Genomic DNA, 12,647 nt, shown 5'->3' on the forward strand with positions numbered 1-12,647 from the left:
GGGAAAGGCCTCATCAAGGTATTAATGGTAAAAAACCTATTGAAATGTGCACCCTAAACAACAAAAATTAAAACCGCTAATCTGTCATCGAATTACTAAACCCTTACAATTGCGAGGAACGAAGCAATCTCTGCACAGGACTAGCCGCTATGCAAGTCGGCTCTGCTTAATGGGAGATTGCTTCGTTCCTCGCAATGACGCGTGTTTATCATGTCATGCCATTCGCAAACTAATCAACCACCACCTGTCCAATTATGAAAAGCTCACTTGTTATGGGGGTATAAACAAAATATTCAAATAACATTTAAATTGAAAGATCATGAACGAGTACGCATTAATTATGAGGCATGAGGACGGGAGCAAAATTGCATCGCCCGAGCAAATGCAGGTATGGATGAAGCAAACCATGGATTGGATTGGCACTATTGCGGCCCAAAACAAATTTGTTGGCGGCACGGGGCTTCCGTTTGATGGCGCAAGCGTGGTGGGCCACAACAGTGTGGTAACCAACGGTCCCTTTGGCGACATCAAAGAAACCATAGGGGGCTTGATCACCGTACGGGCAGAATCGCTGGAGGAAGCTATTGAATTTGCTAAAGGTTGCCCGGTGCTGCAGGGCGAGGGCAACACTGTGGAGGTGCGAAGGATAGCAAAGAATGACGGGACGCATTAAAGAATCCAGGAGCCTCACCCTGCCCTCTCCAAGGGAGAGGGCTCTTTTTTTCTTCACCCTCTTTGCCGAAGACAGAGAGGGTCGACCAGCGTAGCGTAGTCGGGGTGAGTCAAATAACAAATATGTAAATTACCCATGCAGCAACCCGAGATCATCCCACATCTTTTCCGTACCGAATTCCGCAAAATAACGGCGGTGCTTTGCAAACGCTTCGGGATGGAGAATGTGAATGTTGCCGAGGATATTGCCAGCGAAACCTTCCTCTCGGCGTTGGAGACCTGGCCCTATAAGGGGCTGCCCGAAAACCCTACCGCCTGGCTGTACACCGTTGCCAAAAACAAGGCGAAGAATATGCTGGCGAGAAACGAGGTGTTCCACAATAAAATAACGCCTTTTGTACAGGCGGAAACGCCGGAAGGGCAGCAGCCGGATATCGACCTTTCACCCGAAAATATTGCCGATAGTCAGCTGCAAATGCTGTTTGCCATTTGCCATCCGGCCATCCCGCCCGAAGCGCAGATAGGGCTGGCGCTGCGCATCCTCTGCGGTTTTGGTATAGATGAAATTGCCACAGCCTTTTTAAGCAACAAGGAAACCATTAACAAGCGCCTTTACCGCGCCAAAGAAAAGCTGCGTGCCGAAAAGGTTACTATGGAGTTCCCGCCTGAAAGCGAGATAGCCGGCCGGTTGCAGCCCGTGCTTACTACGTTATACCTGTTGTTTAATGAAGGCTATTATTCCGAAAGTCGGGATGAGGTTTTGCGTAACGATCTGTGCCTGGAGGCTATGCGCCTTACCCAAATGCTGATAGCATACCCGCCTACCAACCTGCCCAATGTAAACGCGTTGCTGGCGCTGATGTGCTTTCATGCCTCGCGCTTTGAATCGCGCAGGGGCGATAAGGGGCAAATGGTACTTTATCATGACCAGGATGAAGCACTTTGGAACCGGGAGCTCATTGCCAAAGGCATCTGGCACCTCAATACGGCGGCCACCGGCGATAAATTGAGTAAATACCACATAGAAGCCAGCATAGCCTACTGGCATACCATAAAAGAAGATACACCCGAAAAATGGGAAAACATCCTGCAGCTTTTTAACCATTTGCTGGTGCTGGAATATTCGCCTGTAGCGGCGCTCAACCGTACCTATGCATTGGCAAAAGTGCGTGGTACCGATGTAGCTATTATCGAAGCGGAGAAGTTACAGCTTACCAATAACCCATATTACTTTACCCTGCTGGGCGAGCTCTATAAAAATATCGACCCGCAAAAAGCCCTGGAAAATTTACAGCGGGCCTTAGCACTCGCCAAAACACAGGCAGATAAGCTGGTGATACAGGCGGGCATACATAACTTAACCGGGGCGAAGAACTGAACAGGCAATAATTACATAAGGCTTGAAAACCTTCAAAAGCTATTTTGTACTTTTGGCGCATAACTCATCGCCCATGAACCACATCTTTGTTCGCTCAGGTAAATTATTAGCCACAACTGCTCTTATTGCTCTTTCGGCATGTAACAACGCATCCAAAACCGCTGAAACTAAAACCGACAGCACGGCAACAACGGAAGCCACAGCAGCCGCACCTGCTGCTACAGGCCAAACCGGTACCCTGATAGGCGCATGGCACGATGAAGCCATTAAATCAGAAAAAGGCGAATCGATAGCATATGAACTCATCAGTTCGGGCGAGAAACACTATATACAGGCCATTACCTTTGTAGGTAATAACCTAAAGCTGAACGATACGCCGCCCATCACTCCATCCGCATCTGAACTAAAAAAAGACGGTGATAAATACACCAGCATCGAACGCCCATCCGAATATTACCAAATAGATAAAAATGGCGACCTGCTTATTTACGATGGCACCGAAATGGTTGCTAAGTGCAAAAAGCTGATATAAGCTTTTCCCGTCATACCGAACTTGTTTCGGTACCCCACACGGCAGGCTTGCGGTCATGCAAAGCGGTTAAGCAATTGGCTACTCTTATGATGGGGTGTTGAAACAATTTCAACATGACGTTGGTGTTTGCACAATATGCGTTGAAACAAAATCTGACGTTTCTCCATTAATCTTAAATGGAAAATGAGGGCAAATACTATTCGGGCACCAGCGGCCTGGTGCTACCCGTACCCAATAAGCTATCGTATCCGCCCAATTATCAGGATAAAAGCCGCCTCTGCTATTATGCCTCGCTACAGAACAGTATAGAGGTAAACAGCTCCTTTTATAAAGTACCCATGGCTGCCACCGTACAAAAATGGGCGGCCGATGTTCCGGAGAACTTTTGTTTTACCTATAAGCTTTGGCGCAACGTTACGCACAATAAAGGCCTCATATACAACCCCGAAGATATCACCCGTTTTATGCAGGTAATTGCACAGGCCGGCGATAAAAAAGGCAGCCTGCTGGTACAATTCCCGGCGAGTATTACCATAGCCAACCGCCCGCAGATGGAAATGCTGCTGCAGGATATTTACAACGCTAATACCGATGGCTGGCATATAGCTATAGAATTCCGCAGCAAAACCTGGTACCGCGATGATATTTACAGCCTGCTGCGCGGCTATCAAATGGCCATTGTACTGCACGATATGCCAAAATCGGCACCGCCTATGCTGGAGCAGGATGTTCCTTTCGTATATCTCCGTTTTCATGGGCCGGGTGGAAGTTACCGGGGTAGTTATAGCGATGAGATCATCTCCGAATACGCCGGATATATTGCTGAATGGCTTGAGGAAGACAAAACGGTTTATACCTATTTTAACAACACCATGGGCGATGCGCTGAATAATTTAATAACACTGAATGAATATGTGACTGCAATGCGTTAATTGCCGCTAAACTCCTTCAGTAACGTGGCGTTTGCTTCCTCGTCATCAAGCCGCCTGGAATTTAATACGATGAAAATTCCTATCGGCCACAACAAAAGGCCGTACATAAAACTATTAAACCCGCCGATAACCCGCTTCCTGCCAATTTTGTAGAATATAAAGGCAATTATAAGGGTCATTGTGCTGATTTAGATTTAAGGCTAAAGATAATGAAACAGGCTGTAATATAACCAACACAGTAAACCCGCCTCCTGAAATTCGCCTCATTCGTGAAATTAGTGTTCAATCAATTCGTGTCTTTTGTAACATCTTTATGCCTTTTAAGTATAAACGTTTTTACATATAGCCGAACATTAAACCATCCCCCGCCATCACCGTCTATCCTTACAAACAATATAAAAAGTAAAAAAAGAAAACATGAAAAAGATACTATTGATGATAACCATGGTGTTGGGTCTAAGTGTATTAGCCCAGGCGCAAACCAAAGAAAGGCAACATAAAACCCCCGAGCAACGTGCAGAGCGTGTTACCGGGATGCTGCAGAAAAAACTAAGCTTAAGTGCAGATCAATCTGCCAAAGTGAAGGCGATATTGTTAACCCAGGCAACCCAAATGGAAAGCCTGAAAGCCAACAAAAGCGACGATAAAAAAGCAAACCGTGAGGCCTTTAAAACCCAGCTGCAAAAAACCGACAGCGAGCTTGCAGCAGTGTTTACCGCCGATCAGAACAAAACCTACAGCGAGTTTAAAGCAAAGATGAAAGACAGGTTTAAAGGCGGGCACAGGATGATGGCGCACAACCGTAAAAGTGGGATGAAAAACCCTGCACAACGTGCCGAGCGCATGACAGGTATGCTGCAAAAGAAACTGAATCTGAGCGACGACCAGTCGGCTAAAGTGAAAGCGATATTTGTAGCCCGCGCTGCACAGGTAGATAGCCTTAAAGCTAAAAACCCCGGCGACCGCAAAGCAAACCGCGAAGCATTTAAAGCGCTGAAACAAGATACTGATAAACAATTGCAGGCTGTGTTAACCGCTGATCAGCAGAAGACCTACAGCGAACTGAAAGCGCAAATGAAAGAGCGCCATAAAGGTAAAAGAGACGTAATGGCCGCTCCAAAAGAAGGTTAAGAAAATATTTTTGCCGATCCATAGTTTTAAGAGAGGGCGGACGATCATCATGGTCGTCCGCTTTTTTTTAGCCTCACCCCGGCCCTCTCCAGGGGAGAGGGAGTTTCTTAAAGTCCTCTCCTTTGGAGAGTATTAGGTTAGGCTAATTGGGCTTTTTTAATGCGGCAATCTATCGCGCAGCAAACCATAAACCCAGGTACCTGCAATAGCGCTTAATAAAGTAACCAGCACAACCGCAAAACCGCCACCGATCTGCGCGAACAGCGGGCCGGGACAAGCTCCGGTTATGGCCCAACCGAGACCAAATATCAACCCACCATAAACATTTCCCCAATGGAAGGTTTTTTGAGGGATGATAACCAGCTCGCCGCTGATGGTTTTGATGTTGAAGCGTTTGATGATGGCGATAGAAACCATGGCAACTACAATGGCGCTGCCAATGATGCCGTACATATGGAATGCCTGCAAGTGGAACATCTCTTGGACGCGAAACCAAGATACCACTTCGGATTTGATGAGGATAACACCAAAGAGCAATCCGAGGAAAAGGAATTTTAGGTTCTTCATAAGGCTAATAGGTAAGGGAGTATAAACCATGCCATTACAAAGCCGCCGGCCATAAAACAGCAGGTAGCCACCAGCGATGGCCATTGCAGCGATGAGATACCCATAATAGCATGTCCCGAGGTACAGCCGCCTGCATACCGTGTACCAAAGCCTACCAAAAAGCCGCCTATAACCATAAACACCAATCCGCGAAGCGTAAACAACGCGCCGAAGCTGAAGATATCCTGTGGCAGCAAGCCGCTAAAATCTGTCACGCCTTGTTTTTGAAGCAGGGCGGTGGTGGCGGGATTAATGGCAACCGGTGCAGGGTTGGACAAGTAATGAACGGCTATAAAACCACCCAGCGCAATGCCTGCAACAAAAAACAGGTTCCAGCTTTCTTTACGCCAGTCGTACTTAAAAAAGGAGATATTAGCGGGCAGGCAAGCCGCACAAATATGCCGTAAGGAAGATGATATGCCGAAAGCCTTATTGCCAAGCAGCAGCAGGGCCGGCACAATTAAGCCTATCAAAGGGCCCGCAACGTACCAGGGCCAGGGTTGTTTTATCCATTCCATTGGTAGCAAATATAGGTGGCAGAGTCCATAAGTCAGTAAGTCCGCAAGTCCGAAAGAGGAAATTACCGTAAAGTGATTCGTCATTAGACTTTCCGACTTACGGACTTCCGACTTTAAACTTTTTCCCCCTATCTTAGTCCCTCTAAATTACCTATGACTTACATTCCACCGCAATTACGCACCGTAAACGTTACCCGCTATGTTACGCCTCTGCGCGAGGGGGGCTCGCTGCCCGCCATTGCCGAGGCAGACGACGGTTTTTTGTATGTCCTCAAGTTTCGTGGAGCCGGGCAGGGGCCCAAGGCGCTTATTGCCGAACTGATAGGTGGCGAAATTGCCCGCACACTCGGTTTTAAAATGCCCGAACTGGTTTTTGTAAACCTGGATGAAGCCTTTGGCCGTACCGAAGCTGATGAGGAAATCCAGGATCTGCTGAAATTCAGCGTGGGCCTAAACCTGGCATTACATTACCTGCAGGGCGCCATTACCTTCGACCCAACGGTTACCGTTGTAGAGCCCAAACTGGCTTCGCAAATTGTATGGCTGGATGCCCTGCTCACCAATGTAGACCGCACCGCCCGCAACACCAATATGCTGATGTGGCATAAAGAGCTCTGGTTGATAGACCATGGCGCCGCCTTGTATTTCCACCATAGTATGGATAACTGGGAGGAGCAGGCCCTGCGCCCCTTTGTGCAGATAAAAGACCATGTACTGCTGCGCAAAGCCTCAGAGCTGGAACAGGTGGATGCCGAATTTAAAGCTATCTTAACGCCGGAGGTAATTAACGCTATCGTATCCATCATCCCGGATGCCTGGCTGGTGGATAGATCGTTCGAAACGGAAGGCGACCAGCGGCAGGTGTACGCACAATTTTTAAACAAACGCTTAGCAAACTCTGATATTTTTCTAAAGGAAGCACAACATGCAAGATCGCAACTTATTTGAGTATGCCGTTATCCGCGTGGTGCCCAGGGTAGAACGCGAGGAGTTTATGAACGTGGGGGTGATATTGTACTGCGCCAAACACAAGTACCTCAAAATGATGTACCAGGTAGATAAAGAGCGCCTGCAGGCTTTTTTTAAAGATATCGACCTGGAAGGGGTGGAAGAAAACCTTATCTCTTTTCAGCGTATTAGCGAAGGCGGTAAAGACGCCGGCCCGATAGGCCTGCTGGACGCGCCGTCGCGTTTCCGCTGGTTAACGGCTACGCGGAGTACGGTGGTGCAAACCTCCAAAGTACATCCGGGCTTTTGTATTGATGGGGATGAAACGGTAGAAAGGTTATATAAACAGCTCGTATTATAATAGTAAAGCTTCTAAAGCCCTATCCTATGGAGAGGGTTTGGGTGAGGCTAATGCACTTGTATCTCACAAATAATACATCATAAATCTCTCAAAACAATGAAAATCAAGTTCTTATTTATCCCGCTGGTTGCTTTAGCGGCATGTAAACAACCATCCGCCGAAAAAACTATTGTCGATGTGCCGATTACACCTCTCCAGGGTACCTGGAAGCTGATATCGGCAGTGAAAATTATTAAGGCCGATACGGCTATTACTTATCCTGAAAAAGGCCAGGAAGATGAAATGATCAAAGTGATCAACGGCGACCACTTCGCGTTCTTTAAACACGATCTAAAAAAGGGCGGCAAACCAATCTTCGATTCGGGTGCGGGTACATACTCATTAACCGGCGACAATTATACCGAAAACCTGCAGTACTGCAACTACCGCGAATGGGAAGGTCATTCCTTCAACTTTAAGGTAAGTTTTAAAGGCGATACCCTGCAGCAAAAAGGCATTGAAAAGATCGACAGCCTGAAAATAGACCAGGAAATTGTGGAAACCTATATCAGGATAAAAAAATAGCTGCTGTTCACTGTTCCTTTAACCGTACTAAACCAACATAATACTATGTTATCAATAAAAAAGATAAGTGCGTTTGCACTGGCTTTGCTGTGCCTTTGCATGGCGGGCAGCAGCTACGCGCAAAAAAAGCCAAGGTTTAATGTAATCGCTTTCTATACCGCCAAAAACGACCAGGCGCACATCAGTTTTGTGCACGAGGCTAATAAATGGTTCCCGCTGATGGCGGAGAAATACAACTTTGCGTATGATTCTACAAACAACTGGAGCAACCTGAACGAGGCTTACCTGGCCAAATACAAGGTGGTTATCTTTTTAGATACCCGCCCCGAAGACCCCGCCCAACGTGCTGCCTTCGAAAAATACATGAAGAACGGCGGCGGCTGGATGGGCTTCCATTTCTCGGCCTTCGCGCTTACGCCTTCGGATTTTAATGCTGATTGGAATTGGTACCACAACGATTTCTTAGGTTCGGGGCAATATGGCAGCAATACCTGGCGGCCAACATCGGCCATTTTAAGGGTAGAGGACAGAACGCACCCGGCTACCAAAAACCTGCCGGAGACTTTTAAAGCTTCGCCAAACGAATGGTACCGCTGGGAGAAGGATCTGCGCAAAAACCCCGATATCAAAATACTGGCCTCGATAGATTCCAGTAGCTTCCCCTTAGGCACCGGGCCAAAGCAAAACGAGATCTGGCACAGCGGTTATTACCCGGTAGTGTGGACCAACAAGAATTACAAAATGATCTACTTTAATATGGGGCATAATGATATTGACTACGAAGGCAAAACCAATAAGGACCTTTCGCATACATTCGGTAACCCCGTTGAAGATAAGTTGATACTGGACGCCATCGAGTGGCTTGGCACCGGGAACAAGATCAGCAACAAATAAAGGCTTGCGGGCGAAGCGCATTACTATTTTGGCTTGTTTTTAAAGCAATTGCAGAAATCATTGATTCAGAGGTGTTTCTTTATGGATGCGCTTGGTATTAAACCGTATCAATTTGTTTGCAAATAGTTAAAAATCAGTTATTTATAAAAATTTCTTTGTGTATTTAAACGAAACTTTGATAGATTTGGTTTTTGTAACCAACAAAATAAACCACGTTCAACCTAAATGATAAAGAAAGGACTTTTATTAGCAGGATTCGTTTGCTTTTCGGCAAGTGCTTTTAGCCAGTCGCCAAAGGCTAAAATGCTTTATTCGGCTAATAATAAAACGGTAAAAGTATATGTTACCGAAAAGGGTTCCGATAAACGCCTTGCCCCTGCAGGCACCTTAACCTTTACAGATAGTCCGCAACCACCCGAAACCGAAACGCTGGTATTTGTAGATCCCACAAAAACATTCCAAACCATGCTGGGCATTGGCGGCGCTTTGACAGATGCTGTAGCCGAAACTTTTTACAAGCTACCGAAAGAAAAACAAAAGGAATTTTTAGCTGCTTATTACGATAAGAACATCGGCATAGGCTATACACTGGCCCGCACCAATATCCAAAGCTGCGATTTTAGCAGTGGCAGCTATAGCTATGTATCTGATAACAATAAAGATCTGCGCGGTTTCGATATCGGCCATGATAAAAAATACCGTATCCCCTTTATAAAGGAAGCTACAAAAGCTGCCGGGGGCAAGCTTACCATGTTTGTATCGCCATGGAGCCCGCCCGCTTTTATGAAGGATAACAACGATGTGCTGCATGGCGGCAAGCTAAAAGCCGAATACGCACAAAGCTGGGCCAATTTTTATATCAAATTTATAAAAGCTTACGAGAAGGAAGGAATCCCGGTGTGGGGGCTCTCGGTACAAAACGAACCGATGGCTACCCAAACCTGGGAAAGCTGCAAGTACACTGCTGAGGAAGAGCGAGATTTCGTAAAGAATTATTTAGGCCCAACGCTGGCAAAAGGCGGTATGGCGGCCAAAAAATTGATTGTTTGGGACCATAACCGCGACCTGCTTTACCAGCGCGCAAGCACCATCCTGGAAGACCCTGCCGCCGCCAAATACATCTGGGGTATAGGCTTTCACTGGTACGAGACCTGGACAGGTGCTGGCCAAAACTTTGAGAACGTACGTTTGACGAATGCCGCCTTCCCGGGTAAGAATTTGATCTTCACTGAAGGCTGTGTAGAAAAATTCGATTTTAACCGCCTTGGCGATTGGACATTGGGCGAGCGTTACGGCCTCTCCATGATGAACGATTTTAACGCAGGCACCGTTGGCTGGACCGACTGGAACATCCTGCTGGACGAAAAAGGCGGGCCCAACCATGTGGGTAACTTCTGCTTTGCGCCGGTGCATGCCGATACCCGCACGGGCGAGCTTATTTATACCAACTCGTACTATTACATGGGGCATTTCTCCAAATTCATCCATCCCGGCGCAAAAAGAATTGCCAGCGCTGCCAGCAGGGATAAACTTTTAACCACGGCTTACGTAAACAGGGATGGTAAATTGGCCGTTGTGGTAATGAACCGCACCGACGAAAAAATTGAATACAGTTTGTGGATAAAAGGCAAAGCCGCCAAAACCTCCGCCGAACCGCATTCCATAGCAACGCTTATCGTACAATAAATAATAATAATCAACTAAATCTCTCTAAAAGGGGTGCCGGTTTCCGGCGCTCCTTTTTTATTTTGTGGGAGTGATAAATGCTACATACTCAACAATACCTATATTTGGCATCAACCAACTATTCTTCCTGAAATGAAAGCAGCAACCCGTTTATTGTTAGCATCCCTGTTTTGTTTGACATCGCTCGGCTCATCGGCACAAACAAAAAGGCTAACCTATTGCAACCCGCTGAACCTTGATTATGGTTATACGCCATTTGAAACTTTCGCCGCCTGGGGTAAGCACCGCGCTACCGCCGACCCCACCATGACCTTCTTTAAAGGCAATTACTACCTCTTTAGCACCAACCAGTTTGGTTATTGGTGGAGCCCCGATATGCTGAGCTGGAAGTTTGTATCGCGCAAATTTGTACGCCCTTATAACGAGGTAAAAGGCGACGAACTTTGCGCGCCGGCCACCCTGGTTTTAGGCGATACGCTGCTGGTGATCGGCTCTACCTATAATAAAGATTTTACCCTGTGGATGAGTACCGACCCAACACACGATACCTGGAAAGCCGCAAAAGATTATTTCCAGGTAGGTGCCTGGGATCCGGGCATGTTTGCCGATGACGATGGCCGCGTGTACATCTATCACGGCAGCAGCAACACCTTCCCTATGTACGGGCAGGAGATAGATCGCAAGACGTTTGAACCCATCGGCCCGAAAAAAGAAATGATCAAGCTGGATTGGAAAGAGCACGGCTGGGAACGTTTCGGCGAGAATAATGATAACGTTTTCCTCACCGGCTTTATGGAAGGTGGCTGGATGAACAAGCATAAGGGCAAATACTATCTGCAATATGCAGCCCCCGGTACCGAAGGGCGCGGCTATGGCGATGGCGTTTACGTGGGCGATAAACCACTTGGTCCGTTTAAATACCAAAGCCATAACCCGTTCAGCTACAAGCCGGGTGGCTTTGCCAAAGGCGCAGGCCACGGCGCCACTTGGGCAGATAAGTACGGCAATTACTGGCACATTAGTACCATGGTGGTTGATGTAAAGAATAACTTTGAACGCCGCATTGGCTTTTGGCCTGCAGGTTTTGATGATGACGGCGTTATGTACACCAATACCGCCTATGGCGATTACCCGCATTATTTATCGGCAGGGAAGGAAGAACATCTTAAAAGCAACTTTACCGGCTGGATGCTGCTGAACTATAACAAACCCGTGCAGGTATCATCAACCCTTGGCGCCTATGTGCCCAATTTGGCGGTTGATGAGGATATTAAAACCTACTGGAGCGCCAAAACCGCCAACAAAGGCGAGTGGATGCAAACAGACCTGGGCGAAGTAAGCACCGTAAAGGCCATTCAGCTGAACTATGCCGATCAGGATGCAACCTTTCTGGGGAAATCACTTGGGGTATACCATCAGTATTTAATAACCTCCTCCATCGATGGAAAAACCTGGAAACCATTAGTTGATAAACGCCAAAACAAAACCGATGTACCGCACGATTACGTGGAACTGAAATCTGCTGTAAAAGCACGCTATCTAAAAATAACCAACTACCACATGCCAACGGGCAAGTTCGCTTTATCCGGCTTCCGGGTGTTTGGGAAGGGCGCCGGTGCCGCGCCCGACAGCGTGCGGAACCTGATCGTACTGCGCGGCAAGGAAGAGAACCGCAACTCCTGGCTACGCTGGCGCCAAACCGACGGGGCCGTAGGTTATACCATTTACATGGGCATAGCGCCCGATAAATTGTACAATAACATTATGGTGTACAATGTAAATGAGTACTATTTTAACGGGATGGAGAAGGGTGTGCCTTACTACTTCCAGATAGAGGCATTTAATGAGAACGGGATAAGTAAAAGGACGAAGGTGATAAAGGTGGAGTAATAGCAGAAATGCGCCAGTGATTATTTATGGTACGCCGAACTAATCCTTATTAGTTTGAGGTTATATTGGCGTCAACTATTTCATATTTGACCAAATTGGTATAAAAACTACTGTCTATTTCTAATTGCACTTCTTGCTTTGGTGCTAAAACGTGCGTTTCTGAACGCTCAAAAGTCTTACTGTAATCTTCCACAAAGGCCTTGCAGGTAAAAGTGACTTTATGCTCCTTTGATTTGTTCGTCAATGTATATAGTCTCCAAAAATTGGTGATAGGCCGCACATTACCACATGTGGTATCTATATTTGCCGATACTGCTGTATCACTTGTAATTGCCCCGTAGCTTTTGGGCGATGGACTCGAACTACACGACACTATGAATAAAATAGCCGGAATAATAGATAAATACTTCATAGTCAAATATAATAAGGTCAAGGCATTTATCCTGGCCTAAGTTATGATTGATTTGGTTGAAACTTAAATCAATTTGCCGGTGTTGAAGAAAACAATCTTAAATTGCTCTTTTAACAATGATAG

15 protein-coding genes are annotated in these 12,647 nt (G+C 46.7%); 11 read left to right on the forward strand and 4 right to left on the reverse strand.

Translation table 11 applies throughout. The features are described from left to right. Positions 1-319 precede the first annotated feature (319 nt). The 4 genes from IDJ77_RS08380 to IDJ77_RS08395 all read left to right on the forward strand — a co-directional run bounded on the left by IDJ77_RS08380 (position 320) and on the right by IDJ77_RS08395 (position 3,514). Positions 320-673, forward strand: a complete 354-nt coding sequence (locus IDJ77_RS08380; protein ID WP_191188505.1) for a YciI family protein — start codon at positions 320-322, stop codon at positions 671-673. A gap of 135 nt (positions 674-808) precedes the next feature. Next, positions 809-2,050 carry an RNA polymerase sigma factor gene (locus tag IDJ77_RS08385; protein ID WP_191188506.1) on the forward strand — a complete coding sequence of 414 codons (1,242 nt, stop codon included), beginning with the start codon at positions 809-811 and terminating at the stop codon, positions 2,048-2,050. Positions 2,051-2,072: 22 nt separating this feature from the next. Next, positions 2,073-2,582: a hypothetical protein gene (locus IDJ77_RS08390; protein ID WP_191188507.1), complete on the forward strand. Its 510-nt coding sequence runs from the start codon at positions 2,073-2,075 to the stop codon at positions 2,580-2,582. A 176-nt stretch (positions 2,583-2,758) separates the two neighbouring features. Next, positions 2,759-3,514 carry a DUF72 domain-containing protein gene (locus IDJ77_RS08395; protein WP_191188508.1) on the forward strand — a complete coding sequence of 252 codons (756 nt, stop codon included), beginning with the start codon at positions 2,759-2,761 and terminating at the stop codon, positions 3,512-3,514. Here IDJ77_RS08395 and IDJ77_RS08400 read toward each other — a convergent pair. Continuing rightward, positions 3,511-3,693 (reverse strand): hypothetical protein, encoded by a 183-nt coding sequence (locus tag IDJ77_RS08400; RefSeq protein WP_191188509.1) that lies wholly within the window; start codon positions 3,691-3,693, stop codon positions 3,511-3,513. The two genes, IDJ77_RS08395 and IDJ77_RS08400, sit on opposite strands and share 4 nt — an antisense overlap. 238 nt (positions 3,694-3,931) lie before the next feature. On the opposite strand from IDJ77_RS08400, the gene IDJ77_RS08405 reads away from it, so the two are divergent. Further along, complete coding sequence (locus tag IDJ77_RS08405; protein ID WP_191188510.1) at positions 3,932-4,645, forward strand: hypothetical protein; 714 nt, start codon at positions 3,932-3,934, stop codon at positions 4,643-4,645. A 156-nt stretch (positions 4,646-4,801) separates the two neighbouring features. On the opposite strand, the gene IDJ77_RS08410 is transcribed toward IDJ77_RS08405, so the two are convergent. Together IDJ77_RS08410 and IDJ77_RS08415 are read right to left on the reverse strand one after the other, a co-directional pair. Continuing rightward, positions 4,802-5,212 (reverse strand): DUF6691 family protein, encoded by a 411-nt coding sequence (locus IDJ77_RS08410; protein WP_224751018.1) that lies wholly within the window; start codon positions 5,210-5,212, stop codon positions 4,802-4,804. Next, positions 5,209-5,769, reverse strand: a complete 561-nt coding sequence (locus IDJ77_RS08415) for a YeeE/YedE family protein (RefSeq protein ID WP_191188512.1) — start codon at positions 5,767-5,769, stop codon at positions 5,209-5,211. The genes IDJ77_RS08410 and IDJ77_RS08415 overlap by 4 nt, the downstream gene beginning before the upstream one ends. A 153-nt stretch (positions 5,770-5,922) precedes the next feature. Here IDJ77_RS08415 and IDJ77_RS08420 point away from each other — a divergent pair, with 153 nt between their 5' ends. The 6 genes from IDJ77_RS08420 (at position 5,923) to IDJ77_RS08445 (ending at position 12,112) form a co-directional block, all read left to right on the forward strand. Continuing rightward, entirely contained in the window at positions 5,923-6,717 is a 795-nt protein-coding gene (locus IDJ77_RS08420) for a HipA family kinase (protein ID WP_191188513.1), read from the forward strand. After that, a complete protein-coding gene (locus IDJ77_RS08425; protein WP_191188514.1) occupies positions 6,695-7,078 on the forward strand; it encodes a DUF3037 domain-containing protein in 384 nt (127 codons plus the stop codon). Before IDJ77_RS08420 ends, IDJ77_RS08425 begins: the two co-directional genes overlap by 23 nt. Positions 7,079-7,174: 96 nt before the next feature. Continuing rightward, positions 7,175-7,642 carry a lipocalin-like domain-containing protein gene (locus IDJ77_RS08430; protein WP_224751019.1) on the forward strand — a complete coding sequence of 156 codons (468 nt, stop codon included), beginning with the start codon at positions 7,175-7,177 and terminating at the stop codon, positions 7,640-7,642. Positions 7,643-7,687: 45 nt separating this feature from the next. Beyond that, entirely contained in the window at positions 7,688-8,536 is an 849-nt protein-coding gene (locus IDJ77_RS08435; protein WP_191188515.1) for a ThuA domain-containing protein, read from the forward strand. 225 nt (positions 8,537-8,761) lie between these two features. Further along, entirely contained in the window at positions 8,762-10,222 is a 1,461-nt protein-coding gene (locus IDJ77_RS08440; protein ID WP_191188516.1) for a glycoside hydrolase family 30 protein, read from the forward strand. Between the two features lie 132 nt (positions 10,223-10,354). Continuing rightward, a complete protein-coding gene (locus tag IDJ77_RS08445; RefSeq protein ID WP_191188517.1) occupies positions 10,355-12,112 on the forward strand; it encodes a family 43 glycosylhydrolase in 1,758 nt (585 codons plus the stop codon). Between the two features lie 49 nt (positions 12,113-12,161). Here the strand turns inward: IDJ77_RS08445 and IDJ77_RS08450 are convergent, their stop codons facing one another. Beyond that, positions 12,162-12,524 carry a hypothetical protein gene (locus tag IDJ77_RS08450; RefSeq protein ID WP_191188518.1) on the reverse strand — a complete coding sequence of 121 codons (363 nt, stop codon included), beginning with the start codon at positions 12,522-12,524 and terminating at the stop codon, positions 12,162-12,164. Positions 12,525-12,647 lie beyond the last annotated feature (123 nt).

The sequence above is a fragment of the Mucilaginibacter pankratovii genome (assembly GCF_014773265.1).
In the GTDB taxonomy this organism is placed as follows: Bacteria; Bacteroidota; Bacteroidia; order Sphingobacteriales; family Sphingobacteriaceae; genus Mucilaginibacter; species Mucilaginibacter pankratovii.

Excerpts from the sequence above, each read along its gene's own strand:
- IDJ77_RS08380 (WP_191188505.1), top strand. The coding sequence starts at position 320 with ATGAACGAGTACGCATTAATTATGAGGCATGAGGACGGGAGCAAAATT.
- IDJ77_RS08385 (WP_191188506.1), top strand. The coding sequence starts at position 809 with ATGCAGCAACCCGAGATCATCCCACATCTTTTCCGTACCGAATTCCGC.
- IDJ77_RS08395 (WP_191188508.1), top strand. The coding sequence starts at position 2,759 with ATGGAAAATGAGGGCAAATACTATTCGGGCACCAGCGGCCTGGTGCTA.
- IDJ77_RS08400 (WP_191188509.1), bottom strand. The coding sequence starts at position 3,693 with ATGACCCTTATAATTGCCTTTATATTCTACAAAATTGGCAGGAAGCGG.
- IDJ77_RS08405 (WP_191188510.1), top strand. The coding sequence starts at position 3,932 with ATGAAAAAGATACTATTGATGATAACCATGGTGTTGGGTCTAAGTGTA.
- IDJ77_RS08410 (WP_224751018.1), bottom strand. The coding sequence starts at position 5,212 with ATGAAGAACCTAAAATTCCTTTTCCTCGGATTGCTCTTTGGTGTTATC.
- IDJ77_RS08415 (WP_191188512.1), bottom strand. The coding sequence starts at position 5,769 with ATGGAATGGATAAAACAACCCTGGCCCTGGTACGTTGCGGGCCCTTTG.
- IDJ77_RS08420 (WP_191188513.1), top strand. The coding sequence starts at position 5,923 with ATGACTTACATTCCACCGCAATTACGCACCGTAAACGTTACCCGCTAT.
- IDJ77_RS08425 (WP_191188514.1), top strand. The coding sequence starts at position 6,695 with ATGCAAGATCGCAACTTATTTGAGTATGCCGTTATCCGCGTGGTGCCC.
- IDJ77_RS08430 (WP_224751019.1), top strand. The coding sequence starts at position 7,175 with ATGAAAATCAAGTTCTTATTTATCCCGCTGGTTGCTTTAGCGGCATGT.
- IDJ77_RS08435 (WP_191188515.1), top strand. The coding sequence starts at position 7,688 with ATGTTATCAATAAAAAAGATAAGTGCGTTTGCACTGGCTTTGCTGTGC.
- IDJ77_RS08440 (WP_191188516.1), top strand. The coding sequence starts at position 8,762 with ATGATAAAGAAAGGACTTTTATTAGCAGGATTCGTTTGCTTTTCGGCA.
- IDJ77_RS08445 (WP_191188517.1), top strand. The coding sequence starts at position 10,355 with ATGAAAGCAGCAACCCGTTTATTGTTAGCATCCCTGTTTTGTTTGACA.
- IDJ77_RS08450 (WP_191188518.1), bottom strand. The coding sequence starts at position 12,524 with ATGAAGTATTTATCTATTATTCCGGCTATTTTATTCATAGTGTCGTGT.